This window comes from Pseudomonas sp. NPDC089996 (genome assembly GCF_044748405.1).
Taxonomy (GTDB): domain Bacteria; phylum Pseudomonadota; class Gammaproteobacteria; order Pseudomonadales; family Pseudomonadaceae; genus Aquipseudomonas.
In genome coordinates, this window is sequence record NZ_JBIVGA010000010.1 from 160,515 (window position 1) to 186,557 (window position 26,043).

The 26,043-nt window shown below is 63.1% G+C and carries 24 protein-coding genes; 3 read left to right on the forward strand and 21 right to left on the reverse strand.

Annotation, left to right across the window (positions count from 1 at the left end):
• Position 1: 1 nt before the first annotated feature.
• Positions 2 to 1,309: a c-type cytochrome gene (locus ACIPW4_RS18775; RefSeq protein ID WP_400660468.1), complete on the forward strand. Its 1,308-nt coding sequence runs from the start codon at positions 2 to 4 to the stop codon at positions 1,307 to 1,309.
• Positions 1,310 to 1,393: 84 nt separating this feature from the next.
• Here ACIPW4_RS18775 and ACIPW4_RS18780 read toward each other — a convergent pair whose 3' ends face one another.
• The 4 genes from ACIPW4_RS18780 to ACIPW4_RS18795 all read right to left on the reverse strand — a co-directional run bounded on the left by ACIPW4_RS18780 (position 1,394) and on the right by ACIPW4_RS18795 (position 6,980).
• The gene (locus tag ACIPW4_RS18780) at positions 1,394 to 2,638 is read right to left on the reverse strand and encodes an OprD family porin (RefSeq protein WP_400660470.1); all 1,245 of its coding nucleotides are present in this window, start codon (positions 2,636 to 2,638) and stop codon (positions 1,394 to 1,396) included.
• Positions 2,639 to 2,792: 154 nt separating this feature from the next.
• On the reverse strand, positions 2,793 to 4,325 hold the full coding sequence (locus ACIPW4_RS18785) for a UxaA family hydrolase (protein WP_400660472.1): 1,533 nt from the start codon (positions 4,323 to 4,325) through the stop codon (positions 2,793 to 2,795).
• A gap of 65 nt (positions 4,326 to 4,390) precedes the next feature.
• The gene (locus ACIPW4_RS18790) at positions 4,391 to 5,578 is read right to left on the reverse strand and encodes a mandelate racemase/muconate lactonizing enzyme family protein (RefSeq protein WP_400660474.1); all 1,188 of its coding nucleotides are present in this window, start codon (positions 5,576 to 5,578) and stop codon (positions 4,391 to 4,393) included.
• 16 nt (positions 5,579 to 5,594) lie between these two features.
• Complete coding sequence (locus ACIPW4_RS18795) at positions 5,595 to 6,980, reverse strand: MFS transporter (protein WP_400660476.1); 1,386 nt, start codon at positions 6,978 to 6,980, stop codon at positions 5,595 to 5,597.
• 282 nt (positions 6,981 to 7,262) lie between these two features.
• Here ACIPW4_RS18795 and ACIPW4_RS18800 point away from each other — a divergent pair, with 282 nt between their 5' ends.
• Positions 7,263 to 8,291: a LacI family DNA-binding transcriptional regulator gene (locus ACIPW4_RS18800; protein ID WP_400660478.1), complete on the forward strand. Its 1,029-nt coding sequence runs from the start codon at positions 7,263 to 7,265 to the stop codon at positions 8,289 to 8,291.
• A gap of 12 nt (positions 8,292 to 8,303) precedes the next feature.
• Here ACIPW4_RS18800 and ACIPW4_RS18805 read toward each other — a convergent pair whose 3' ends face one another.
• From ACIPW4_RS18805 to ACIPW4_RS18850, 10 genes are all read right to left on the reverse strand, one after another.
• A complete protein-coding gene (locus tag ACIPW4_RS18805) occupies positions 8,304 to 9,233 on the reverse strand; it encodes an alpha/beta hydrolase (RefSeq protein WP_400660480.1) in 930 nt (309 codons plus the stop codon).
• 15 nt (positions 9,234 to 9,248) lie between these two features.
• Positions 9,249 to 10,529 carry an OprD family porin gene (locus ACIPW4_RS18810; RefSeq protein WP_400660482.1) on the reverse strand — a complete coding sequence of 427 codons (1,281 nt, stop codon included), beginning with the start codon at positions 10,527 to 10,529 and terminating at the stop codon, positions 9,249 to 9,251.
• Positions 10,530 to 10,568: 39 nt separating this feature from the next.
• Positions 10,569 to 11,438: an aldose 1-epimerase gene (locus ACIPW4_RS18815; protein WP_400660483.1), complete on the reverse strand. Its 870-nt coding sequence runs from the start codon at positions 11,436 to 11,438 to the stop codon at positions 10,569 to 10,571.
• An 81-nt stretch (positions 11,439 to 11,519) separates the two neighbouring features.
• Positions 11,520 to 12,608: a mandelate racemase/muconate lactonizing enzyme family protein gene (locus ACIPW4_RS18820; RefSeq protein ID WP_400660485.1), complete on the reverse strand. Its 1,089-nt coding sequence runs from the start codon at positions 12,606 to 12,608 to the stop codon at positions 11,520 to 11,522.
• Positions 12,605 to 13,414, reverse strand: coding sequence for an NAD-dependent epimerase/dehydratase family protein (locus ACIPW4_RS18825; RefSeq protein ID WP_400660487.1), 810 nt, complete (start codon positions 13,412 to 13,414; stop codon positions 12,605 to 12,607). The genes ACIPW4_RS18820 and ACIPW4_RS18825 overlap by 4 nt, the downstream gene beginning before the upstream one ends.
• A 34-nt stretch (positions 13,415 to 13,448) precedes the next feature.
• Positions 13,449 to 14,738, reverse strand: a complete 1,290-nt coding sequence (locus ACIPW4_RS18830; protein WP_400660489.1) for an MFS transporter — start codon at positions 14,736 to 14,738, stop codon at positions 13,449 to 13,451.
• 88 nt (positions 14,739 to 14,826) lie between these two features.
• Positions 14,827 to 15,120: a Dabb family protein gene (locus tag ACIPW4_RS18835; protein WP_027608972.1), complete on the reverse strand. Its 294-nt coding sequence runs from the start codon at positions 15,118 to 15,120 to the stop codon at positions 14,827 to 14,829.
• A 13-nt stretch (positions 15,121 to 15,133) separates the two neighbouring features.
• Positions 15,134 to 16,540 carry an aldehyde dehydrogenase (NADP(+)) gene (locus ACIPW4_RS18840; protein WP_400660490.1) on the reverse strand — a complete coding sequence of 469 codons (1,407 nt, stop codon included), beginning with the start codon at positions 16,538 to 16,540 and terminating at the stop codon, positions 15,134 to 15,136.
• 110 nt (positions 16,541 to 16,650) lie between these two features.
• Positions 16,651 to 17,097, reverse strand: a complete 447-nt coding sequence (locus ACIPW4_RS18845) for a nuclear transport factor 2 family protein (RefSeq protein WP_400660492.1) — start codon at positions 17,095 to 17,097, stop codon at positions 16,651 to 16,653.
• Positions 17,098 to 17,100: 3 nt separating this feature from the next.
• Positions 17,101 to 17,910, reverse strand: coding sequence for a ribonuclease activity regulator RraA (locus ACIPW4_RS18850; RefSeq protein WP_167057502.1), 810 nt, complete (start codon positions 17,908 to 17,910; stop codon positions 17,101 to 17,103).
• 174 nt (positions 17,911 to 18,084) lie between these two features.
• Between ACIPW4_RS18850 and ACIPW4_RS18855 the strand changes: the two genes are divergently transcribed.
• Complete coding sequence (locus ACIPW4_RS18855; RefSeq protein WP_400660494.1) at positions 18,085 to 19,650, forward strand: IclR family transcriptional regulator C-terminal domain-containing protein; 1,566 nt, start codon at positions 18,085 to 18,087, stop codon at positions 19,648 to 19,650.
• Positions 19,651 to 19,783: 133 nt separating this feature from the next.
• Here the strand turns inward: ACIPW4_RS18855 and ACIPW4_RS18860 are convergent, their stop codons facing one another.
• From ACIPW4_RS18860 to ACIPW4_RS18890, 7 genes are all read right to left on the reverse strand, one after another.
• Positions 19,784 to 20,731, reverse strand: coding sequence for a LysR family transcriptional regulator (locus tag ACIPW4_RS18860; RefSeq protein ID WP_400660496.1), 948 nt, complete (start codon positions 20,729 to 20,731; stop codon positions 19,784 to 19,786).
• A gap of 29 nt (positions 20,732 to 20,760) precedes the next feature.
• Positions 20,761 to 21,672 (reverse strand): LysR family transcriptional regulator, encoded by a 912-nt coding sequence (locus ACIPW4_RS18865; RefSeq protein WP_279839781.1) that lies wholly within the window; start codon positions 21,670 to 21,672, stop codon positions 20,761 to 20,763.
• Positions 21,673 to 21,746: 74 nt separating this feature from the next.
• Positions 21,747 to 22,979: an OprD family porin gene (locus ACIPW4_RS18870; RefSeq protein ID WP_400660499.1), complete on the reverse strand. Its 1,233-nt coding sequence runs from the start codon at positions 22,977 to 22,979 to the stop codon at positions 21,747 to 21,749.
• 82 nt (positions 22,980 to 23,061) lie between these two features.
• Positions 23,062 to 23,463, reverse strand: coding sequence for a hypothetical protein (locus tag ACIPW4_RS18875; protein WP_400660501.1), 402 nt, complete (start codon positions 23,461 to 23,463; stop codon positions 23,062 to 23,064).
• Positions 23,453 to 24,829: an acetyl-CoA carboxylase biotin carboxylase subunit gene (accC, locus tag ACIPW4_RS18880; protein WP_400660503.1), complete on the reverse strand. Its 1,377-nt coding sequence runs from the start codon at positions 24,827 to 24,829 to the stop codon at positions 23,453 to 23,455. The genes ACIPW4_RS18875 and accC overlap by 11 nt, the downstream gene beginning before the upstream one ends.
• Positions 24,822 to 25,256 (reverse strand): acetyl-CoA carboxylase biotin carboxyl carrier protein, encoded by a 435-nt coding sequence (locus ACIPW4_RS18885; RefSeq protein ID WP_400660504.1) that lies wholly within the window; start codon positions 25,254 to 25,256, stop codon positions 24,822 to 24,824. Before ACIPW4_RS18885 ends, accC begins: the two co-directional genes overlap by 8 nt.
• Complete coding sequence (locus ACIPW4_RS18890; RefSeq protein WP_400660506.1) at positions 25,256 to 26,038, reverse strand: LamB/YcsF family protein; 783 nt, start codon at positions 26,036 to 26,038, stop codon at positions 25,256 to 25,258. Before ACIPW4_RS18890 ends, ACIPW4_RS18885 begins: the two co-directional genes overlap by 1 nt.
• Between the last annotated feature and the right edge of the window lie 5 nt (positions 26,039 to 26,043).

A 26,043-nucleotide genomic window follows, 5' to 3' on the forward strand; every position in this document is an offset into this window, starting at 1 on the left:
CATGAAGACCAAGACCATACTGGCCAGCTGCATCGCACTGGCGCTGGCCGGCCTCGCCGCCGCCGTGTTGCACAATGGCGACACTGCCAGCGACAACGTCGCCGATAACCAACTGACAGCCATGGACACCCTGGCGGCCGACCCGGCTGCCATCGCCCGCGGCGCCTACGTCTCGGCCCAGGCCGACTGCGCGGCCTGCCATACCAAGCCGGGCGGCGCTCCGTTTGCGGGCGGCTACGGATTGCAGACGCCCTTTGGCGTGATCTACTCGACCAATATCACCCCCGACCCGCAGACCGGCATCGGACGCTGGACCGAGCGCGACTTCTTCCGTGCGGTACGCCATGGCCAGCGCAAGGACGGGCAACGGCTGTACCCGGCCATGCCCTACAACGCCTACGTCAAGATCAGCGACGCCGACCTGCACGACCTGTGGGCGTACATACGCACAGTGCAACCGGTGCAGCAGTCGCCCACGCCCAACACCCTGGGGTTCCCCTTCAACATTCGCCAGAGCCTGCTGGGCTGGAATCTGCTGTTCTTCGACAACACCCCGTTCGTGCCGCAGCCCGAGCAGTCCGCACAATGGAACCGCGGGCGCTACCTGGTGGACGGCGCCGGCCATTGCGCAGCCTGCCACACGTCGAAGAACCTGCTCGGTGGCGACACCGGCCGCTACCTGCAGGGCGCCGAGCTGCTCGGCAGCTACGCGCCGGAAATCACCGGCGACGGTTATCGCGGGCTGGGAAACTGGAGCGCGGAGCAGATAGCGGCCTACCTCAAGACCGGTGCCAACCATCAGGCGATTGCCTCGGGGCCGATGGGTGAAGCGGTGGAGTTTTCCACCCAGCACCTGAGCGACCAGGACCTGGCTGCGATTGCTGAATACCTCAAATCAGTGGTCGGGTCGAAGACCACCCCACCGCCCGCCGTTGCGGCCAGTGAACCGGTCATGCAGCGCGGTGCGCAGGTCTATGAGCTCAACTGCATGGCCTGTCACAACGTTAGGGGCGAAGGCCTACCCGGCATGGTCACCGGTTTTGCCGACAACCCCGGAATTCGCACGCCCAGTGGTGCGAACCTGGTAGGCACTGTGCTCAAGGGCGGCCAGGCGGTGATCACCGAGGGCAACGTAACCGGGGCCGGCATGCCTTCATTTGATTGGAAACTCAGCGATAGCGACATCGCCGCCGTGCTGACCTACGTGCGCAATAGCTGGGGCAACGCCGCCCCTGAGGTCAAAACCCAGGTCGTTACGCTTACACGGGAGCACCTTGGTCTGCAGCCACCGATGAAGAACCATTTCTGAGGGGATCGAAAAAAAGCCGGTAAAAATCTTTACCGGCTATACCGCCAAGGCACGGCGATCACTCCTCGTACATGACCTGATAAATCAGAACAACGGCAGTGTGTAGCTCACGATCAGCCGGTTCTCATCGATATCGCGTTGGTAGTTGGAGCGCAGCGCGGCGTTGCGCCACAGCACGTTGACGTTCTTGAGCGGGCCGGATTGGATGGTGTAACCCAGGTCGGTATCCCGTTCCCACTCACGCCCTTCGCCGGCGAAGGTGGCCGGGTTGGCATGATCGGCATGGTTGTAACGGGTCGAGAACGTCAGCCCCGGGATGCCCAGGGCGACGAAGTCGTAGGCGTAACGCAACTGCCAGGTGCGCTCGCCGGTTTCCATGAAGTCGGCGGCCATCATGTAGTTGGTCAGATAGGCGTCGGTGCCGATCAGGTAAGGCATGGCCGTGGAGCCCGACAGACCCTGGTAGGCGACGCCAAAGGTATGCCCGGCCTGGCTGTAGCTGAGCAGCACGTTGAGCGTGCGGTTGTCGACCTGGCCGGCCAGGGCCTGACCTTTGTCATCGCTGATGAAATAGCGCGCATCAAGGGCAAGTTTGCCGGGGCCCAGCGCGGTGCTGCCGAGCAGCCCGAAATAGTGCTGGCCGTAGATCTCGTCGAGCTCGCCGTATTGGTAGCTGAGGCTCAGGTTCGGGTTGACCACGTAGTCCACGCCGCCCATGCGAAAGTCGTCAGCCTCGGGCGTGCCGCTGAAACGTCGGTTCTTGTTGACCAGGCTCATGGCCTCCGTGTGGGAATAATCACGCTTGGTGGTCCGGTCGATCTGCGCGTAGGTGAAGGTCAGGCTATCCAGTTCTTTGGAGGTGAGTACACCGCCCTGGAAGGTCTGCGGCAGGATACGCCCGGTGCTGGAGGCGATGGTCGGATACTTGAGCAGTTGGGTGCCGATCTTCAGCTCGGTCTTCGACAGCCGTGCCTTGGCGGTCACGCCGAATTTGCTGTACTGGTCCGGGGCGCGACCGTCGTCGCCCACCGGCAGCAGCCCGGTACCACTGCGGCCTGGGCCTGAGTCGAGCTTCAGGCCGAGCATGCCGAGGGCGTCGACGCCAAAGCCGAGGGTGCCAGGGGTGTAGCCGGAGCGGAAATCGAGGATGAAGCCCTGGGCCCATTCTTCGCGCTTGGAGATGCCGGCGTCTTCGCGGAAGTCGCGGTTGAGGTAGAAGTTCTGGGTCTTCAGCGTGGCCTGGCTGTCCTCCAGGAAACCTTCGGCGTGGGCCGGGAGGGTGAAGCACAGCAGTGAGGCAGCAGGCAGGATCTTGTTGTTTTTGTGCATGGCTGGTCCGTTCGGCCAGGCTGGAGCGCTGGCCGTTATTGTTGTGTTGTGTGTGAGGGCCTCTTCGCGGGCACGCCCGCTCCCACAGGGACTGCACAGCCCCTGAGATAAAGGTGAATCCTGTAGGAGCGGCTTTAGCCGCGAAGAGGCCAGGTCAGGCGAGCACGCCTATCTGCCACGGGCAGAATTCATCCTCGCCCAGGCCATTGAGCTCGCTCTTGGTCGCCTCCCCCGAGGCATGGGCGAGCAGGCGCTCGAAAATTTCCTGGCCCATCTGGGCAATGGTCTTGTCGCCGTCGATGATCTGCCCGCAGTTGATGTCCATGTCGTCGCGCATGCGCTGGTACATGGGCGAGTTGCTGGCCAGCTTGAAGGTCGGCGCCGGCACCGAGCCGAAGCACGAGCCGCGGCCGGTGGTGAAGGCGATCAGGTTGGCGCCGCCGGCGATCTGGCCGGTGGCAGAGACCGGGTCGTAGCCAGGAGTGTCCATGAACACCAGGCCGTGGGTCTTTACCGGGTGGGCATACTCGTACACATCCATCAGCGGCGCGTTACCGCCCTTCTTCGCGCCGCCCAGGGATTTCTCCAGCACGTTGGCCAGACCACCGGCGTTGTTGCCTGGGCTGACCCGGCCATTGATCTGGGTATCGCGGCCGCGGTTGTACTCCAGCCACCACTCGATGCGCTCGATCAGCTTGCGGCCCACCGCCGGGGTGGCGGCGCGGGCGGTCAGGGTGTGCTCGACGCCGAAGATTTCCGAGGTTTCCGAAAGGATCGCGGTACCGCCATGGCGCACCAGGATATCCACCGCTGCGCCCAGCGCCGGGTTGGCAGAGAGGCCGGAGAAACCGTCCGAACCACCGCACTGCATGCCAATCATCAAATGCTCGGCGGAAACCGGCTGGCGACGCGCCTGGTCGGCCTTGGGCAGCATGCCTTCGATCAGGGCAATGCCCTGGTCGGTGGCGCTCTTCACCCCGCCGACGTCCTGAATCACCAACTTCTTCAGCATGTCGCCTTCCACCAGCCCTTCTTGCTCGAAGAAGCCATGAATGTTGTTGCGCTCGCAGCCCAGGGCGATGACCACCGCGCCCACGGTGTTGGGGTGCTTGATGTAACCACCGATGGTGCGCCGCAGCAGGTCCATCGGCTCGCCAGTCATTTCCATGCCACAGCCGATTTCGTGCACATAAGGCACCACGCCGTCGATGTTGGGGAAACCGGCCAGGCGGCGCTCGTCGAAGTGGTTGGCGATCTTGCGCGCCACGGTGGCACCACAGTTACCGACCACGAATACGCCCAGGTAATTGCGCGTGGCCACGCGACCATCCTCGCGGACGATGCCCTGAAAGGTCGCGCGCTGCTCGGCCGGCAGCAGGTCGGTGGCCACGTAGTCCAGGCCATAGCGGTAATCGCGGTCGGTTTCCCCGAAGGCGATGTTATGGCTATGCATCCAGGTACCAGGCGGCAGGTCCTCAGCGGCATAGCCGATCACTGTGTTGTACTTGAGCACCGGCTCGCCCTTGGCGATCAGCCGGGCAGCGACCTTGTGCCCCAGCGGCACAGCTTGCTGGGTGATGACACCTTCACCGGGGATGGCGGTGCCGGCAGGGATTTCGATACGTGCGACCACGACATTGTCGGCGGCATCGAGGCGAATGACGGAGCTGACTTCACGGTGACTCATGGTGTTTTCCTATGGATGTTGTCACCCATGGCAGTGGCGACACAAGCGCCACCGCCATGGCTTGCTCAAGGGCGTTTGCCGAACTCGATGCTGTGCTGGGTCCAGGCCTGCGCCTGTTCGCTGAGGGAGAAGCCCAGGCCCGGGCGGTTGGGCACCCACATGCGGCCTTCGCGCAGTTCCAGGCGCTCGTTGAACATTGGTTCGAGCCATTCGAAGTGCTCCAGCCATGGCTCTTCCGGGTACGCTGCTGCCAGGTGCAGGTGGATCTCCATGGCGAAATGCGGCGCCAGCTTCAGACCCTTGAAGCTGGCCAGGCTCATGATCTGCAGGAACGGCGTGATACCGCCGACCCGCGGCGCATCGGGCTGGACGAAGTCACAAGCGTTGGCGGTGATCAGCTGGGCGTGCTCGTTGAAGCTGGTGAGCATTTCGCCGGTGGCAACGGCGGTGTCCAGCGACGCGGCCAGGGCGGCGTGGCCTTCGACGTCAGCGCTGTCCAGCGGCTCTTCAATCCAGGTCAGGTCGAACTGTTCGAGCTTGCGGCAGAAGCGTTGAGCGGTGACACGGTCCCATTGCTGGTTGGCGTCGACCATCAGCGGGAAGCCTTCGCCCAGTTGCTCGCGCACCGCCTGCACACGCTTGAAGTCGATGCTGGTGTCCGGTTGGCCGACCTTGATCTTGATTCCGCCGATGCCGTTGCCACGGGAGGTCTGCACGTTTTCCAGGACCTTTTCCAGCGGCGTAGACAGGTAGCCGCCGGAGGTGTTGTAGCACTGCACCGAATCGCGGTGGGCACCGAGCAGCTTGGCCAATGGCAGGCTGGCGCGCTTGGCTTTCAAGTCCCACAGGGCAATGTCGAATGGCGCGATGGCCTGGGTGGTCAGGCCGCTGCGGCCCATCGAGGCACCGGCCCAGAGCAGCTTGTTGTAGAGCTTGGCGATGTCGTTGGGGTCCTCGCCCAGCAGGGTCGGGGCGATTTCCTGGGCGTGGGCGTACATGCCCGGGCCGCCCGCACGCTTGGAATAGCCGAAGCCGATGCCTTCATGGCCTTCGCGGGTATGGATCTCGGCGAAGATGAAGGCGATTTCGGTCAGCGGCTTCTGCCGCCCGGTCAACACCTTGGCATCGCTGATCGGCGCGCCCAGGGGCAGCACGGTGTACGACAGCTTGATCCAGGCGATGCTGTCGGTGGTCGCTGGCCCGGGTTGCAGGGCAGCGATCTTCGGGTCGATGTAGACGTTGCTTTCGATCATGGCGTGGTCCTCGGAATCACTGGGCGTCGGCAGGTTTGCCGGTCAGGTCGGAAAGTTGCAGGCGCTGGATGCGGCCGACGATCACCAGATAGGCGAACGCCGCCAGCAGGCCGTGGGCGCCGACATAGATGAGTGCACTGTTGAACGAGCCGCTGGAGTGCAGCAGGTAGCCAATGACAACCGGGGTGACGATGCCGGCGGTGTTGCCCAGGGCGTTGAACACGCCACCGGTCATGCCGATCATTTCCCGTGGGGCGGTGTCGGCCACCACGCTGAAACCGAGGTTGCCAAAGCCCTTGCCGAAGAAGGCCAGGCTCATCACCGCAATCACCAGCCACTGGGCGTCGACGTAGTTGCACAGCATCATGGTCGAGCTCAGCAGCACGCCGGTGATGATCGGCGTCTTGCGGGCAATGCTCAGGGACTGGGTACGGCGCAGCAGGTAGTCGGAGAAGAAGCCCGACGACACCGCACCGATCAGCCCGCACAGGGCCGGGATCGACGCCACCAGGCCAGCCTGGAGGATGTCGAAGCCACGCTCCTTGACCAGGTAGATGGGGAACCAGGTGACGTAGAACCAGGTGACCGCGCTGACGCAGTACTGGCTGATGAACATGCCCAGCAGCATGCGGCTCCTGAACAGCAGGCCGACTTCGGCCAGCGAGTTGCGGCGCTTTTCCTTGGGCAGCGCGGCCTGGGCTTCAAGGTCGACCAGCGCTTCACCCTTGCGCAGGTAATCGAGTTCTTCGCCGTTCATCTTCGGGTGGCTGACTGGCAGGTAGTAGTTCTTCCACCAGATCGCGGCGATGCCGAAGCCGACGATGCCCATGACGATGAACACGTATTCCCAGCCGAAGGCGTAACACAGCCAACCCATAAACGGGGTGAAGAACGCCAGCGAGATGTATTGCGCACTGTTGAAGATGGCACCGGCCATGCCCCGCTCCGCCGACGGAAACCAGGACGCGATCACCCGCGTCGAGGCCGGTCCCACCGGCGCTTCGGCCACGCCCAGCAGAAAGCGCAGCGCCAGCAGCAGCGGCACGATCATGCCGACAAAGTGCACCAGGCCCATGCACACGGTGAAGGCTGACCACACGGTGATGGCCAGGGCCATGGTCTTCTTCGAGCCAAAGCGGTCAGCCAGCCAGCCGGAAGGGATCAGGAAGATCACGTAGGCCCAGCTGAAGATGGAGAACAGGTAACCCATTTCCACCGAGCTGATGCCGAGTTCCTTGCCCATGTCGGAACCGGCCACCGACAGGGCGGCGCGGTCGCCGCTGCTCAAGGCCAGGACCATGGTGATCAGGGCCAGGATCAGGTAGCGATAGCGGGTGGCCGTGGTGGACGCGGCCACGGCGCCAGGGGCAGGCCCGGCGGCGTAGGTGTCGTGGTTGTGCATCGCGGTTGCCTCATTGTTTTTATTGGCGTCGTGCAGGGCCTTGCACCGGCACCTGCTTCGAATTCTGGCAGCTTGCAGCCCTTGGCAGAGCTGTTTCCGACCAATGACAGCGTTATCAAATGACAGCGCTGTCATTAATCCTAGGCCTTACTCTTCGAGGGTTGCAAATTGGCTTTGTGGTGAAATTCCCACGCACTGGGAATGCTGCAAAAGAACAGGAAAGCGTGCGCCGTTCCGGTAGAATCGACCCACCCGCCCAACCCGCCTGCCTTGAGGCTTCGCATGCTGGAAACGCCCGCAATCACCACTGGCCTGAAACCGGGCCCCGCCACCCTCGATGACGTGGCGAAGATGGCCAAGGTCTCGCCCATCACCGTTTCCCGGGTGATCAACCGGCCGGAACTGGTGTCGGAAAAAACCCAGAAAAAGGTGCGCAATGCCATCCGCAAGACTGGATATGTACCGAACATGCTCGCTGGAGCCCTGGTTTCGCAGCGCAGCCGGCTGGTCATCGTGGTGGTGCCTAACATCGCCAACCGCGCCTTCGTCGACACCATTACCCAGCTCGGCCAGCGACTGGCAACGGCGCGCTACCAGTTGCTGCTCAGCCAGTCAGACCTGGCAAACAGCAGTGAAGCGGAACTGATCGATGCGATTCTTGCCCGCCGCCCCGACGGCATCGTGCTGACCCGCCAGCTGCAAAGCCCTGAAGCGCGGGAAAAGCTGATCGCCCGTGGCATTCCGGTAGTGGAGACCTGGGAGCTGACGCAGGACCCGATCGACACTGTGGTCGGTTTTTCCCACGAGGCCGTTGGCCAGGCCATGGCCGAGCACATCGTCGAACGCGGCCTCCGCCGCGTGGGCCTGGTCTGGAGCGACGACGCCCGTGCTACCCGCCGGCGCCAGGCGTGTGTCGACACGCTGCGCGCAGCCGGCGTCGAAGTGGTCGCCTGCGAGCTTGAAGCCGTGCCGGTGAACATGGGCCATGGCCGTGAAGCCATGGCCCGGCTGCTGGCGGCCAAGGTGCCGATGGATGCGGTGATCTGCAGCATTGACCTGCTCGCCCAAGGGGTCATGGCCGAAGCGCAGGCCAACGGCCTGCGGGTACCTCAGGACTTGGCGGTGATGGGCTTCGGCAACCTAGAGTTCGCCGCGCACACCCACCCGCGCTTGAGCACGGTGAATGTTGACGGCGGGCGCATTGGCCTGCGCACGGCGGAACTGCTGCTGCAGCGGATCGAAGGCAGCCTGGGACGGGGGCAGCAGGTGGAGGATGTGGGCTTCAACCTGGTGGTGCGCGAAAGCACCTGAGGGCTACGCTCATCAATCACTAGCCCAGCGCCGCAACTGCGCCGCCATGTGGTCCCAAGCCTGCTCGACTTCGGCCACACCGAACGCACGCAGGCTTGAATGCACCATGCCCTCGCCTACCCAGGCTTCGGCGGCCACACCGGCCGCCAGCAGCGCATCGACATAGGCCAGCCCGTGATCACACAGCGGGTCGATCCGTGCCACCAGTACTGACGCCGGTGCCAGCCCAGTAAAGTCTTCAGCCTCCAACGGCATGGCGCAGGGATCATCGCGCTGCAGCGATCCAGGCAAGAAGCCGCTTAACGACTTCATCAATCCCGCCACCGTCATCATCGGTGCCTCGGCCTGTTCACGCATCGAGGGCAAGTGCTGCCGAGCCGTCAGCACCGGATACACCAGCAACTGGCCCAGTGGCTGCTCCAGCCCGTCACGGCGCAACGCCATGCACAGTCCCGCAGCCAGCGTACCCCCTGCGCTGTCTCCCGCCACCATCAGGCACGCTGTGCTCAGGCGAGGGTCGACAAGCCCGGCGCGCAAGCCATGCCAAGCTTTCCGGCAGTCCGCCAGTGGCGCCGGATAGGCATGCTCCGGCGCCAGCCGGTACTCCACGGTAACGATCGCCAGCGGCACCCGCTGCATCAGGGCATGGGCAAACCAGTCATGAGTGTCGAGGTTGCCCAGGTCCCAGCCGCCGCCGTGCACATACAACAGCGTCGACCACCCCCCGGGCGGCACTTCGCCCGGGGGGGTGTAACAGCGCAGGCGCAAGCCCTCCAGGTCGATGTCGGCAACCTGCCAACCCGCTGGCCGCGGTGATGTGCAGGCACGGCAGGCGGCGAGAAAGGCCTCGCGCCGGGCCGCCAGGCTGTCGTCACGGGGGGCAAAGCGCCGGCTGTTGTCGATGTAGGCCTGCATGGCAGGGTCGAGCGCACGGGATACCACGGGCAATCCTCCAAGTCAGAGTAACGGCAAGGTGTAGGCGATGATCACCCGGTTTTCATCACGCCGGCCGGTTGCATCGCCCTGCAGCTCGACGTTGCGCCAGCGCAGCGCGAGGTTCTTCAACGGGCCGCTTTGAATCACATAGGTAATGTCCAGGTTGCGCTCCCATTCACGGCCGTCCTCGCCGGCCACCTTGAAGTTGTCGCCCTTCACGTAACGAGCGAACGCGGTCAGCCCCGGCACGCCAAGGGCTGCGAAGTCGAGGTCGTAGCGGGCCTGCCAGGAACGTTCCTGAGCACGGTCGAAACGCAGCACCTGCACGGCATTGGCTACCCCGGGCAGGTCGGTGTCGTGGATGAACGGCAAGGCACTGTCGCCGGCGTTGTACTGGTAGCCGAGGCGGAAGGTCTGCGCGCGCAGGTTGGCGCTGAGCATTGCCGAAGTCATGCGGCTGTCGAGCTGGCCGGCCTTTTCGCTGCCGGATTCGCCGGTGTCGAGGTAGTTGAGCGTGCCGGAGAGGTTCCAGTCACCGGCCTTGAGGGTGTGGGTGCCGGTGTACAGGGTTTGCTGGTAGACATCCGCCAAGCGGCCTGTCCACACCCCCAACGAGGTCTGCGGCGTGGCGCGCCAGGTGCCGCCGAGGTAATCGAAGCGGTCGCTGAACACGCTGTAGTAGTTGCCCACCTGGATATCCCGGGCGCCGGCGAACTCACGCTGGTTGACCCGGCGCATCTGGCCCAGGCCGATGTCGAGGTTGTCCAGCTCGCGAATATCCAGCATCGCCCCTTCGAAGAACTGCGGCAGCAGCCGCGCGTCGCCCGAACTGACCAGCGGAATTTTCGGGAACAGCCCGCCCACCTTGAGCTCGCTCTTCGAATACTTGAACTTCACGGCCGCCGTGGCCTCGGAAAAATTGTCCACCGAGCGCGGGTCGGCATTGCGCGGGCCGCCGGCACGGTCATAGGCCCCCGGCAGCAGCCCGGTGCCGCTACGCGAGGGCGACGAGTCGAGCTTGAGGCCCAGGCCTGCGTACACATCCACACCCACCCCGACAGTCGTGTCGGTGTAACCCGACTCGCCCTTGAGGATGAAGCCCTGGGCCCACTCCTCCAGCTTCGACTGGGCAGGCTTGGTCGAGTCGCGCAGGTCGTGGTTGTAGTAAAAGTTGCGAAAGGTCAGGTTGGCCTTGCTGTCGTCAAGGAACGCGCCCTGGGCATACAACGGGCCGAGCCCGAACAGCAGGGACAAGGGTTTTGCAGCGCGAGCGAAGCCCGCTCCAGTCGAGGAGTGTTTCATTGTTGTTGTTCTCTTCTTATAGGTATGTGGGGTGTTGCTTCAGCGGTGCTGCCAGGTGAATTCGAGGGTGGCCTCCAGGCGCTGGCCCGGGGCGAGCTCATGGGTGCCGGTTTCGGCCCAGCTGTCGCGGGGCTGGTTGAAAGCGTCAGCCAGGTGCGACACCGGCTCCAGGCACAGGTAAGGGCTGCCGGCCGGGGCGAACGCGACGAAGTGGTTCAACAGCTGCGAGGCCTGCAGGTGTAAATGGCCCTTGGGGTAATCGAGTTGCAGCCGGCCCTCCCAGCGTGACTGGTAATGTGCCAGTGCTTCGTCGGCATCCGCTTCGATCGTCCAGTCCCTGATACCCTCCTGAAACGCGCCGGTAGCCAGGTACTGCGCGTCGATCTGCCAGTCGCGCCCGGTGCGGTACTGCACGCACAGGCCAGGGTGGCGCTTGAAGTACGGGTGCAGCCCGAGGCCGCCAGGCATGGGTGTTTGCCCCTGGTTGATCAGAACCAAGGTGATGCGCAGGCGTGCGCCATCGAGCGCGAAGTGCTGTTCGGCGCGAAAGGCCCAAGGCCAGTGCTCGCCTTGATAGTCGCAGGCGATGATCAAGCGATCGCTGCCGGTGTCCACCACCTGCCACGGCCGGGTGTGGGCCACCCCATGCAAGGTATGCGGCAGTGCCGCCGGATGTGCAGGCAGCGCGTGCTCGGTGCCGGCAAACTGCAGCCGCGCATTGCGGATGCGGTTGGAATACGGCATCAGCGGGTAAGCGCCGGCCCGTGGCCAATCCAGCGGGTCGAACTGACTGGCGTTGATCGGCAGCAGGACCTCCAGCCCATCGGCATTGAGGTAGCCGATGCGCCCGCCCCAGGCCGGCAGCACGCCCAGCGACCAGGTAGCATTGCTCAGAACCACGGTGTGCATAGAACCTCCTATGCCTTTTTCAGGCATGCACTGCCCCTGCCGCTGTGCCAGGGCACGGCGGTGAGGCGCTAAAGGGGTGGACTAGCGGCGAAAGCGCTCGACGACCTGCAGGTCGATGTCCAGGCCTAAACCTGGGCCCTGGGGGATCTGCAACTGGTTGCCCTGGCGCAGATGCTCGACCGGGTACAACCAGCCAGCCGGCTCGACGAACAGGTACTCCACCTGCGGCACCCGTCGCTGTACAGCGGCCAAGTGCAGGGTGGCGATCAGGCCCGGGCCGAAGTAGGGGCAGTGCGGCAGAATCACCGCCTCATGCTGCTCGGCCAGGCGGTCGATGCGCAGGCATTCGGAAATGCCGCCGACCTTGGTCACGCTGGGCTGTATGGAATCCACCGCAGCGGTCACCAGGGCCTGCTCGAACTGCACGGCGGTGCACCAGTTTTCCCCGGCAGAAATGTCCACGCCCTGCCCGCGCAGGCTGCCCAGGGCTGTGAAGTCCTCAGGCGGGAAGATCGGCTCTTCCAGCCAGGCCAGCTTCAGTTCAGCCAGCGCCGGCAGCCAGTCGCGGGTGCCCTGCACGGTCCAGGAACAATTGACGTCGGTGGACAGCGGCACGTCATCGCCCACAGCACGGCGGCACGCGCCGATGTCATGTAGGGTGGCCTCGTGCAGCTTGATGTCGCTGAACCCCTGCTCCAGCGCCTTTTCGCAGGTGGCCGGGGCCACCTGGTCATCGCCATAGCGCACCAGGCTGGCGTAGGCCGGCACCTGCTCGCGGTGGGCCTGGCCCAGCAGCCGGTGCAATGGCAGGCCCTGCCGGCGGGCGGCAAGGTCCCACAGCGCAATGTCGAGCCCGGAAATGGCGAACATCGTCACGCCGTAGCGGCCGAACAGGTGCAGGCGTTGCTGCAGTTCCAGGTTTAGCGCAGGAATGTCAGTGACCTCGCGGCCCAGCACCTGGGGCGCCACCAGCCGGTCGATCAGGGCCCTGGTGGCGTCGGCGACGAAGTAGCCGAACGCCTCGCCCCAGCCAACGTTACCCAGCTCGTCTTCGACGCGCACCAGCACGTTCTCCAGCGTGCGCCAGGCCGAAGGTGTACCGCCCACCCCACGACCGCCGTCATGGAAGGGGATTTCGACGATTTGGGTATCGATACGGACGATCTTCATGCTTGCTCCAGAACACTAGCCAGGGCCACGCCGGCATAGGCGCCACCTACATGGTCACGGCCGGAACCTACCGGGGCCATGGCGTCATAGGCGAGGAAGTTGTCGGCCAGGTGCTCGGCCGCATTGTCTTGCGGCCGATAACCCAGGGCGCGGGCGCGGCTGTTGTGGAAAAGCGCCTGGGGGCATTCCGACACGCCGTAGACGATCTCGTGACGCACCTCGGGGTGCTCAAGGCCGATCAGCACCAGCTGAGCCAGGTCGCGGGCACTGGTCCACAGGCGCAGGCGACGGGCATCGGCGACCTTGGCGTCGGCGTTGCCGATGCGCACGATGAACGTCGCCAGCTCGCTGCGCAGGGAGAAGGTGGCGCACGCCGCTTCGCCGAACACCTTGCTCAGCGCGTAGTAGCTGTCCGGCGCCACCGGGTGGTCGTCGAACTGTTCGGCTGCTTGCGTGGGATACTGGCCCAGCACATGGTGGCTGCTGGCGAACACGAAGCGCCGCACCCCTGCGCGCTGGGCGGCCTCGAGCAGGTACAGGGTGGCGTGGTAGTTGGGCTCTACCGTGGCCTGGAACTGGATGTCGGTGCCATGGGCACAGGCCAGGTGCAGCACCGCATCGACGCCCTCGCAGGCCTGGCGGACGAAGGCCGGGTCGGTCAGGTCGCCGACCAGGGCGGTTTCATTGGCGGCCAGTCCGCTGACTGGCCGGCGATCCAGCAGGCGCAGGCTGAAGCGCTCGCGCAAATACGGCCGCAGGGCGGTTCCGACGATTCCGGCAGCGCCGGTGACTAGAAGCGTAGGCATGGTGTATTCCCGTAAAACGTGGATTGCAGTCTGTTCAGGCGGCAGCGATGACGTTGGCTTGCCGGGCCGGCTTCTGGCCGACGAACAAGGCCACGATCAGCGCACCGACGATACCCAGCACGGCGGCCAGGCCAAAACCGCTGCCATAGGTGCCGGTGGACTGGATGATGAAGCCGGTCACGGTCGGCGCAACGATGCCAGACAGGTTGGCCAGGCCATGCATGAAGCCGCCGGCGGTACCCACCTGATGGTCCGGCACGGCGTCCTGGATCAGCGACCAGTAGGCGGGCGCGGTCAGCATCAGGAAGCCGATGGCCACGGTCATCACCACCACGGTGCTGGTAACGCTTTCCACTTGCCCGGTCAGGCCGATGCACACCGCAGCCACCAGCAGGCAACTGACCAGCACGACCTTGCGCGAGAACAGCTGCTTGCCGGTGCGCTTGTACACCCAGTCGATCAGCAGCCCGCCACAGACGAAGCCGACAGTACCCACCAGCCACGGCAGTGCGGTGACGATGCTCATGGCCTTGAGGTCGATGCCCTTGGCCTCGATCAGGTAGCTGGGAAACCAGGTCATGAAGAAGTACAGGATGTAGTTGTAGCAGAACAGCGAAACGCCAGTGACCAGTACCGAGCGCTGCAGGATGATCTGCAGCACCGGGGTGCGCGGAGCGTCTGCGACGGCAGTGACCGGGGCTTCACGGCCCTCGTTGATCAGCGCCAGCTCTTCGGCCGACACCTGCGGGTGCTCCTTGGGCGTCGAGGCCGCCAGGCGGTACCAGGCGATGGCCCACAGCACGCCGATGACTGCGATCACCACGAATGCCACGCGCCAGCCCAGCCACAGGGCGAGAAAACCCACGATCGGACCCGCCAGTGCGCCGCCCAGCGGGCCGCCGGCCTGGTTGATGCCGATGGCGCGGGCGCGTTCCTTGATCGGGAACCAACTGTTGACGGTCTTGTTGGCGGTGGTCGACACCGGGCCTTCGCCGACGCCGAACAGCGCGCGCACGATCAGCAGCGACCAGAAGTTGAAGGCCAGCGCGGTGGAGCCGCACAGCAGCGACCAGAAGCTCATCGACCAGGTCAGCACACGCTTGGGCCCGAAGCGGTCGGCCAAATAGCCACCGACGAAACAGAACAGCGCATAACCGAAGAAGAAGCTGCTGAAGATCATGCCCTTCTCGGCGGGCGTGAGGTGGTACTCCTGGGTAATGAACGGCATGGCGATCGACAGGGCAGCGCGATCGACATAGTTGATGATCATGGCCAGGAACAACATGGTCAGGATCGTCCAGCGATAATTCTTTTTCTTGTTCATGTACGACTCCGCCCGGCACCTGTGATGCCGGATCTTTTTTGTTATAACGCCTGGCCCCCGCAGAGGGCCAGGTGCCTCTTGGGGTCAATCAGACGCTGTAATCCACTGCCACCCACTCGAAGTACTGCTTGAGGTCGGCGACCAGGGCTTGGTGCGCCGGATGTGGCAGGTAACGCTGTACTGCGTCGGCGTCGTCGAAGCTGGACTCCAGGATGTAGTCCCAGCAGATCGGCCGATCCAGTTCGTTGGCCGCGACGCGCCAGTCGCGGATGAAGTCGATTTCTTCGGTGAGGTCGCGCATCCGCGCTACCAGCACCGACTCCAGCTCAGGCTGCGCTTCGACGCCCGGCAGACGGCGGAACAGCACGATATGTCGCATCATCGCCCTGCCCTCCTCAGCCCAGTGCCCAGGCCGGTGCGTCCTGCAACGCAACCGGGCGCAGGAAGCGCTCGATGGCGGCAAAGCCGACCGAGGTGGACTGTGGCGCAGTGGACGACGGCCATGGCCCGCCGTGCTGCTGGGCGTGGCACACGGCAACGCCGGTCGGCACACCGCTGAACAGCACGCGCCCGGACACTCGCTGGGCCGCGCGCAGCAGCTGGCGGTTGTCGGCGTTGTCGGCGTCCAGGCCCCACAGGGTAGTGGTCAGGGTACCGCCAATGGCTTCGAGCACTTCAGCCGCCTGAGCAACGGAATGTGCGGTCACGATCAGCGCCGCCGGGCCGAACATTTCTTCACGCAGGTGAGTATTGGCAATGAACGATGCGGCATTGGTGGCGAACAGCCGTGGTGCCGGACCAGCGCCATCGGCCTGCGGGGCGAACACCGCTGCGGCATTGGCAGCTACCGTGGCAGCTGCCGCCTCGAAGCCCTGCTGCATGCCCGGGGTGAGCATACGGTGCGTGGCAATCGGCGCAATGGCCTCGGCCAGCTGGCCGACGAAACGCTGACTGTGGGGCGAGTCGAGCAGCACGATCACCCCGGGGCTGGTGCAGAACTGGCCACAGCCGAGGGTGATCGAGCCAGCCAGGGTCTTGGCCAAGGTTTCGCTGTCTTTTTCCAGCACAGCCGGCAAGGCCACCAGCGGGTTGATCGAACCCAGCTCACCGAAGAACGGCACCGGGCGTTCACGGTCATTGGCGGCCTGCCACAGGGCTTTGCCGCCCTGGTAAGAACCGGTGAAGGCCACGGCAGCGATTGACGGGTGCTGGACCAGATAGGTACCGGCGACACGGTTGGGCGCTTCGGCCAGGGTCAGCAGGCCTGCCGGCAGGCCCTGGGCGCGGAGCACACCAGCGGCCAGGGCGAACACAGCGCGGGACAGTTCCGGGTGACCGGAGTGCGGCTTGATCACCACGGGGCAACCGGCGGCCAAGGCCGAGGCGGTATCGCCGCCCAGCACCGAGAAGGCGAACGGGAAGTTGCTGGCCGAGAACATCGCCACCGGGCCCAGCGGGCGTTGCACGCGAGTCAGGCGTGGGCGGCCGGCGGGTGGCGCACCGGCGATGGCTTGGTCATCGACCTGACGGTATGGCACACCGGCTTCCACTTCGCTGGCGAAGCCACGCAACTGGAAGGCAGTGCGGGCCACTTCGCCATTCAGACGAGCGTCACCGAGGCCGCTTTCGCGGTCGGCGATGGCGACCAGTTCGGCTTGCTGCTGTTCCAGGGCATCGGCCAGGCCGCGCAGCAGGGTTGCGCGCTGGGTGGCACTGGAGTCGGCCCAAAAGTCGGCGGCGGCGGAGGCTTGGGCGACTACTGCGTCGATGGCTGTGAAGTCGGGATTTTGCGGGGTGATCATGGGTAACTCCTTCAACATTGCAGTGCGGCCATGCGCGGGGCAAGCCCGCTCCTACAGGTACATCACGGCCCTTGCAGGAGCGGGCTTGCCCCGCGAAGAGGCCAGTGGCGTTAACGCGCCTTCGGCTCCAGGTGATACCCCCGGCCGATATAGTCGAAATCGACCAGTTCGTTGATCACCACGTCCTTGTCAGCCGGCGAGGCGTAATAGGCGCGGATCTCCTTGATCAAACCGCTCTGCTCGTCGAACACGTACCACTCGTCACCACGCAGGGCCGTGCCCAGTTTGCTTTTCCAGTGAGTCCACTCGATCACCGCTTCGTTGCTGTCGTGGCTGACAAGGATCTTCTCGATGGTCCACTGCGAGCCCAGGTTCTCCACGCACCACACCCATTTGCGGGCGATGGTGTCGGCAGTGCGCCACGGGATTTCCGGCAACCCCGAGGGGAAGTAGTGCACCGCGTCCGGGGTAAAGCAGGACACCAGCTTGGCGTAGTCACCTTCGTTGCAGGCGTCGAAGTAGCGGCGGATCAGCTGTGCATGCTTATGCTCTGCCATGGCTCAGCCCTCCTCGCGGTCGATGATCGACGGGATGGCCGGACGGCCGGCGGCGACCCAGGCGTGGTAGTCGGACACCGACGCCGGGCTCGGCGGGTACACGCCCCACAGAGGCTCGCCCGCGGCGATGCGCATGGCCAGGTAGCCTTCGATGTCGTCCTGCACGCTGCACACCTCGGCCAGTTCCTCGGCCAGGTGCGCTGGTACTACGGTCAGGCCATCGGCATCGCCGACGATGATGTCGCCTGGGTACACGGCAACGCCGGCGCAACCGATCGGCACCTGCAGGTCAGCCACGTGGTGGTAGGAAATGCGCGTGGTCGCGGTGATCTCGCGGGCATAAGCCGGCAGGCGCATGGCGGCGATCTCGCTGCCATCGCGCAGCGCGCCATCGGTGACGATGGCTTTGGCGCCACGGGCCAGCAGGCGGGTTACCAGGATGTTGCCGGCGGAAGCGGCGGCCGGGTCGTTGCGGCTGTCGATCACCAACACGTCGCCCGGCTGGATCTGCTCCACGCCCACCCATTGCAGGTTGTCGTCGTTGGGCTTGGTGGTCATGGTCGAGTAGGTGTCAATGTCTTCACGGGCGGGAATGAAACGCATGGTGAAGGCACGCCCGGCGAACGGCTTGGCGTCGCGGCACATGGCGCGCAGGCCGACCAGCGCAGGCTGGCGGAAACCGCGCTTGAACAGCTGGGTGGTCAGCGAGCCGCTGCTGCAAGTGGCGAGCTTGGCAAGTACTTCGTCGCTGACGACGACCTGTTTGCCAGAGACGCTCTCATGGGCATCGGCGTAGTTGTGGATGACGGACATTGTTGTAGGTTCTCCTCGCGGGTTCATCCGATGGGCGGCCAGGGCAAATTCCCAACATATGGAACGGTGTTTGACTGAAAGCCCTGCTGAGGTCGATTCTATGGCGGAAAGTCCCACGAAAAAGGGGCAAACTGGACACTCAGCCAGCCGAGTTCCAACAGGTGGGAATCAACAATGAAAACAGGTGAAGGCACCGCCGCTCTCGACAAGGCCCTGGACGTGCTCCAGGCCATTGGGGCAACCGCCACCGGCATCAACCAGGCCGAACTGGCCGAGCAGGTACCGCTGCCGCGCACGACGCTGTATCGGATCATCGCAACCCTGGTGGAACGTGGCATGATCCGCCGCGACCCGACACGCAAGGTCTACCGCCTGGGCTTCAACTACCTGGAGATGGTCCGCAACGCTTACCTGGAGCCAGACTTGGTGGCCGCCGCCAGTTCCGAACTGCGCGCCCTGCGCGACCTCACCGGAGAAACCTCCTACCTGGCGGTGCTCGACGGCAACCAAGTGCTATCGCTGGAGCGCTGTGAGGGCGCCCACACCCAACGCTCGGCCGCTAGCCTAGGTCAGGGCAAGCCGGTGTATTGCACCGGTCAGGGCAAGGCGATCCTATCCGCGCTCTCCAGCTCGGCCCGCGATGAAATCCTCAAGGGCCTGGTGCTGGCACCGCTGACGCCGCTGACCATCACCGACCGCCGCCGCCTGCTGGCCGAACTGCAGATCACCCAAGTGCGTGGCTACGCCTTGGACGACGAGGAAATCCGCTTGGGCATCCGCTGCGTCGCGGCGCCGATCGTTGATAAGCAGGGCCAGGTTCGCGGCGCCATCAGCGTGGCCGGGCCTGCCTACCGCCTGACCCTGGAGCGCTTGACCCTGCTGGGCCCGGAGCTGGCAGAGGCAGCACGCCGGGTGGGCGAGCAACTGCGTCCGGACGCTGCCCCGCGCACTGCCGACGAGCTCAGCGTGGTCCCCGGCCCATGGGCGTTTCACGGCGCCTTCCCGCGGTGGCACGCCGGCCAGCGCGTGCTGTACTGGGCCGACACCCTGGCGCCGGCCATTCATCGCTGGGATGGCCACAGCAGCCGCCTGTTGATCCGCCTCGACCTGCCGGTACGTGGCATGGAACTACACCCCGACGGTCTGCTCGTGGCCCAGGCCGGGGGCTGGTCGCTGATCGACTGGGAAGGCAACGAACACCCGCGCCAGGACTTGCTTGGCAGTCGCCTGCTGGCTCTGGCCTCGCACCCGTCCGGCGCCCTGTGGGCCTGCGCGAAAAGTGGCAACGGCTGCCTGATCGGCGAACTCAGCGCCGAGGGCGAACTGCGCCACGGCTGGTCGTTGCCAGAGCCGGTCAGTGCGTTTCGCTGGAATGCCACGGGCAGCGCGGTGTATGCCCTGGTGCCGGAGGCTGGTGACATTGTGCTGTTGCAACCAGGCAGCAACAGCGTGCGCCGGCTGGCCTCGCTGCCTCGCGGTGGTGGCAGCCTCGGCGGGTTGGCGCTGGATGCCGACGGTGGTGTGTGGACCACGCAACTGGATGGCTGGAGCCTGGCGCGCTTCGATGCCGAGGGTAATCTGGACCGAATGATCGGATTGCCAGTGCCGAGCCCGACAGACTTGTGCTTTGGTGGGGAGGATGGCACGACCCTGTTCATCACCAGTGCCCGCCATGCACTGCAGTTGGAAACGTTGGCCAGCGCGCCGGACTCAGGGTGCCTGATGCAAATGCAGACTTGAGCTTGAAAGGTGCTGCAACCATCAAGGCAGCACAGGTGGCCATACCTCTGGCCCAGATCCGACACTGAACAATACAATCACCCCGAGGCGCAAACTGAAGGGGGCGCTAACTGAGGCACTCGCGAGCCTGTCTTCAAGGTTTTGCCCTGGTTGACGGCGCCGAGGATAGCCCTCCAAGACGCGAACCAAACCTCTCAACAGCCTCGTCAATGAAACGCTGCAGCTTTACGCTTCGCTGCTTTTCCACGGGATAGATCAGATGCACCGGCTTATTGGGCGCTTCGAAGTCAGGAAGTACCTGGATCAATTCTCCAGACGCCAGTGACTTTTCCACCAGATCTGCGGCCCCCAGCAAAATCCCCAAGCCGGTACGCGCAGCATTTAGCTGGGCTACCGCATCATTGACCTGAAGTCGCCCTCCGACACGAATCTTGAACAGCTCATCATCACGGGTGAACAGCCATTCGTCATAGACAACCCGATCCCAAAAAACGTAGCCGAGGCACTGATGCCGGTACAGGTCACTGGGATGCGCTGGTACACCGTGGTCTCTTAGATAATCCGGCGCAGCACAGGTCAGCATCTGATAGACCCCCAAAGGACGCGCGACCAAACTACTGCTGTCGCCAATACAGAGGTCACCGATCCGCACAACAGCTTCAAAACCCTCTTCAATGATGTTCACTGCACGGTCGGTCAAGCTGAGGTCTATCTCAATGTTCGGGTATCGCTGCATGAACTCCCCAACAAACGCCATCAGGCTATGCGAACCAAACTGGTGGGGTGCGCTAATGCGTAGCCGACCATGAGGTTGCTCATGTGCTTCCATCGCCAAAACATCGGCTGCATCGAAGGCGGCTAGCGCGTCTCTACAACGGGCTAGATAGCGTTGTCCAACTTCCGTGAGGCTTTGTTTTCGGGTCGTTCGGTTGATCAGTCGGACCTGCAGCCGATCTTCCAACGCTAGTACGTGGCGAGCCACCATCTGCGCAGACATACCCAGCTGGACAGCCGCAGCTGCAAATGAGCCAGTGTTGGCTGCGGCAACAAATACTTCCATGGAACGCAGTCGATCAAGCATCTCGTTTACACATTTGGCCGGCAGAAAAATTAGGTGGCGGCGTATGGCGGTACGAGTGCTCGCACATACTGATCGCACTCTACACACGCCAGCTCGGCGACCAAGCGAATGGCCTCGGATGAGTGCGCCTGGGTATAGCTTACAACTAATGGTTGGTTAGGAATTGCCAGACCGCAGTCGACCAGACTGACTCGCCCCGACTCAATGGCATAGCGCACCGGCGCAAGAGGCACAAACGCGTTGCCAAAGCCTGCCTCAACCAGTTGCACGAGTGCTGAGATAGAGCTGACATGATGGGTTTTTCCAACAGGAAGGCTGAACCTGCGGTAGAGCTCCTTGAGCACCAGATGGGGTTGTGAGTTCTGGCTCATGGTAATGGTTGGTTGGCCGAGTAAATCTAGAATGGGCTGCTGGGCGCTGATCATTGCCTGATTGCTGACTATCCATCCCGTTGCGATAGAGAGGCACGGAATGCTGGTGATCCCATCACCCTCAATCGGATGCGTCTGTAGCGCAATGTCGATCATGCCGTCACGTAAAGCTTTGTGAACGCCAGCGCTGGTTTCCGAAGTCAGTTGCACCTCGATTCCAGGGTATGTCGATTGCAAGCGTTTCAGGAAGTCGATCAACCAGGTATGCACCACGCTGTCCACAGCGCCAATACGTACCAATCCCAAAACTTCGTGACTGGGCCGGCCCAGGTGGCGGATCTCTTGTTCCAAATCCAGCATGCGCTCGCCATAGTCGACCAGCCGCGAGCCGACCGCAGTCAACTTGAGCTCTCGTGTTTCCCGCTCAAACAACCGTGCACCGATCTCTTCTTCAAGCGAAGCGATCCGGTTGGATATGGCAGCTTGGGTCAGGTGCAGATGCTCGGCCGCGGCTCTGAAGCTTTTCAGCCTTGCAATCTGTAAAAACGCCTCGATGAAACGCGTATTCATTGATTCCCCACGAGCTCGATCCGGCGGATAGCCCCGCTACCAAGCGGGGCGTTCGATCTAAGGTCGATGATCCATCAGAACAGGCTCAGTGGGTAGCTGATCACGAGGCGGTTTTCGTCGATATCATTACCAAAGGTTGAGCGGACAGTGGCGTTGCGCCATTTGATTGAGGCATTTTTCCATGAGCCGCCCTGGATGACATAGGTGAGCTCACTATTGCGCTCCCATTCTCGTCCTTCGCCGCCGCTCGAAAGCTGAACTTGGTCGCCCCGGACATATCGGCTCATGAAGCTCAACCCAGGAACACCCCATGCGGCCAGATCCAGATCGTAGCGCAACTGCCACGAACGCTCTCCAGCATTGGAAAACTGCAGGATCTGCACGAAGTTAACGAGGTAGGGATCGGTTCCGGTTACGTACGGATAAGCATCGCGCCCGCTCATCTTCTGGAAGCCCATACTCAATGTGTGGTGCTTTTGGCGGAACCCTACCAACGCGCCCACTGCCCTGTTGTCGATGTCGCGAAAGTCCTCTACATCCCCCGCCTTCGCCCAGCGCAAATCGAAAGAGAGGTGTCGATCCGCCGTGAAATCGACGCGCCCTAGGTAATTGGCCAGCGTGTGTTGGTAAATCCCGTCCAGCTTGCCGTAATACACCCGGAGTTGGCTTTTATCATTCAGCGCGTAATCAGCTCCGTACAGGGTGAAATCGTCGCTGTGCCCGCCATAGCGGCTGGTCAGCCGCTCCCAGTTAGATGAATCCAAACCCATCGTCTTGGTCACGCGTGCAGCCTGAAGCGTGAGGCCCGCCAGCTCACTGGATTCAAGCGTGGTGGCTTTGAACAGACCAGGTAGCAGGCGAGAGTCGGCGCTTTGAAGCACGGGCTTGCGAAAGGCCATGACACCTGAGCGAATAAGCGTCTTGGAGTACTTCAATTTGAAGCTCGCGCCCAGTCGGCTGAATTCATCCTCCGAACTGCCGTCACGCTCAGTTGGGAACATGCCGGTGCCTGCACGATCTGGGCTGGAATCGAGGTTGAGGCCAGTCATGGCGACGCCATCGATCCCCAGCCCAAACGCGCCTTGGGTAAATCCGGATTGGAGTGTCAGAACGGCGGCTTGACCCCATTCCCGTGCTTGGCTTTGACCGTTCGCAGTGTTACCTCCAGGCTGGCGAAAGTCTCTATCGAAATACAGGTTTCTGAAGTCGACGTTTGCCCGGCTGTCTTCGAGAAAGCCAGCGGCTCTCAGGTCCGTTGCAAAGGTCAAACACAGGACAGCAGGTACCACGGGCCAATGTGCACGCATGCAGCGACCTCTTCTTGTTGATATAGATGAATACCGCGGGAGGGAGTGCGCACGATAAGGTCGTGCGCTTGCTGGCTTTCCCTTAGGAAGGGATCAGCCTGGCGATTGGCGCCCCGTAGCCGACGAGCTCGCCGTCGACCGGGCAATAGCCGGCCATGACGCCGGCGGCTTTCGCTTTGACGGGGTGAAGGGACTCACCAACCTGAATGAAGCCGATGATTGCACCCACCTCGACAGGTTCGCCAACGGCCGACAGAGCGACGCCCTGCAAAGGATGGGAAGACAAGAACCTTCCGGCCTTCGGAGCCTCGACCAAAGTATCCTGGTGACTCGGGACAGGCAGTTGGACCGGTTCCACGACAGATGTACGGGAATGTGACGCGAAGACCAGAACCACTGACCCGTGTTCAGTTTCGTACTCACATCGCGCAATACCTCGCCCTTGCAACTGCTGAACCAGTACCGCGAGTTCTTCAACGCTCATGAGGGCTCTCCGCAGTCTGACCAAAGCCTTGTTCGAAAAGATGCTCCAGGTGATGGATGTTGTAGCCACCAGCTGTGAAGCCAGGTTCATCCATCAACCGTCTGTGCAGTGGAATAGTGCATGGAATCCCCTCCAGCATGGTTTCTCCTAGTGCCTGGCGCATCCTGCTGACGGCCTCCTCGCGGTTGCTGCCATACGTTAGCATCTTGGCCACCAGCGAGTCGTAATGGGCTGGTACTCGGTACCCAGAATACAAGTGGGACTCGACACGAACTCCCGGGCCGCCAGGCGGGAGCCAATGGTCGACCGTGCCTGGTGCCGGCGTGAACCTCCATGGATCCTCGGCGTTGATGCGACACTCAATCGCGTGCCCGGTCACGGCTACATCCTTCTGGCCAAACGACAGAGGCTCCCCCCGGGCGATTCGCAACTGTTCCACCACCAAATCGATACCGGTTACCAACTCAGTCACCGGATGCTCGACCTGGATTCGGGTATTCATCTCGATGAAGTAGAAAGCCCCGTCTTCGTAGAGAAACTCGAAAGTGCCCGCGCCGCGATAGCCGATGTGCACGCAGGCGTCCACGCAGCGTTGCCCGATCTCTGCGATCGCCTCTCGCGAAACACCGGGGGCCGGAGATTCTTCGATCACTTTCTGATGCCGCCGCTGCATGGAACAGTCGCGCTCACCGAGCCATACCGCATTGCCGAATCCGTCCGCCAGGATCTGAATTTCGATATGCCGCGGACTTTCGAGAAAACGTTCGATGTAAAGGGCCGGGTTACCAAACGCACGATTGGCTTCTTCCCGCGTGGTAACCACCGCCTGAGCCAACTGGCTTGGCTCGCGGACGATGCGCATTCCCCGCCCGCCTCCGCCACCTGCTGCCTTCACAATCAGCGGATACCCCACATCTCGGGCTATATCAGCCACCGCCTGTGGGTCGCTAGGCAGAGCGCCGTCCGAGCCGGGCACGCAAGGCACGCCGGATTCCAGCATGGCTTTCTTGGCGCTGACCTTATCGCCCATCAGGCGAATGGCTGCAGGGGTGGGGCCGATGTACACTCGACCGGAGTGTTCTACAGCCTCGGCAAAATCGGCACGCTCAGACAAAAAGCCGTAGCCGGGGTGGATGGCGCCCGCGCCGGTTAGCTCGGCGGCCTCCAGCAGGCGACCGATATCCAAGTAACTTTGAGCCGCGGCTGCGGGGCCAATACACAGTGCCTGATCGGCCAATTGCACATGGCGCAGGTCGGCGTCTGCCGAGGAATGCACGGCAATGGTCCGAATCTGCAATGCCCGGCAAGCACGCAGGATTCTCAAGGCGATCTCGCCTCGGTTGGCGATCAAGACTGAGTCAAACATGGGCGTCCTCCATCGATTGCAGCTCGAACAGCGGCGTCCCTGCCTCTACCGAAGCACCGTCCTCCACCAAGATGCGCACCACACGCCCGCTGCGCTCGCTTTCGAGCACGTTTAGCATCTTCATCGCCTCAATGATTCCTACCTGCTGGCCTTCCTCGATGGCAGTGCCAACATCGACGAAAGCCGACTCATCCGGCGATGGGGCGCGGTAGAAAATGCCAGTCAATCCGGCATCAATGGTCCAGCTCGATTGGCGTGTCGGTGTTGCCATGGATGACTGCGCCTCAGGTGCGCGAGGCTGCATGGGCACCGTTTGCCCCGACTCTTTCACCAACCGAATACGGGTGCCGTCTGCCGAGTATTCGATTTCACTCAACGCGCTGTTTTCGAGCAGGCTGACGAGCCGTTCGACAAGAGGTTTGTCCATCAGCGGGATCCCTCAGCGAAAGCACAAACCTGGACGCCGGCCGACTCCAAGGTCTTGCGTAGTGCCCGTGCCATGCTGATCGCGCCTGGCGTATCGCTGTGCACACAGATGGTGTCGATATGAACTGGAAGCATGCGTCCGCTCACCGTTTCGATACCGCCTGCCTGAACCATGCGCAGCATGCGCTGGGCGGCGAATTCAACGTCGTGGAGCACTGCACCAGACTCTTTACGATGAACCAGATGGCCGGCCTCGGTATAAGCACGGTCCGCGAAGACCTCTGCACGAGTTTCGAGGCCCCTATCATTGGCAATTGGAATCATTAGTCCACCCGCGAATGTGACGCAGACGAGCTTGGGGTCGACGGCTTTGACGGCCTTGGCGATCGCTTTAGCAACCTCGGGGTCCGTTTGGGTGAGATTCCCGAGTGCACCATGGGCTTTGACGAACGTGATGGGGTGACCGGCGTAACTGGACAGCGCCACAGCCGCACCGACCTGGTAGGCAACGAACCGCTCAATTTCGCCGGTCGTGTGCGGAATCACTCTTCGACCGAAACCCCAAAGATCTGGAAAACCGGGGTGGGCCCCCACTGCTACGCCCTTGGCTTTGGCTTGGGCGAAGGTGGTAGCCATGATCTCAGGATCGCCGGCATGCAGTCCGCAGGCGACGTTAGCAGAAGTGACGATGTCGAGGATGGCGTCATCGTCACCCATTTTCCAAGGACCAAAGCCTTCGCCCATGTCCGAGTTGATATCGATGCGTAAGGTCTTGTTGTTCATTGTCT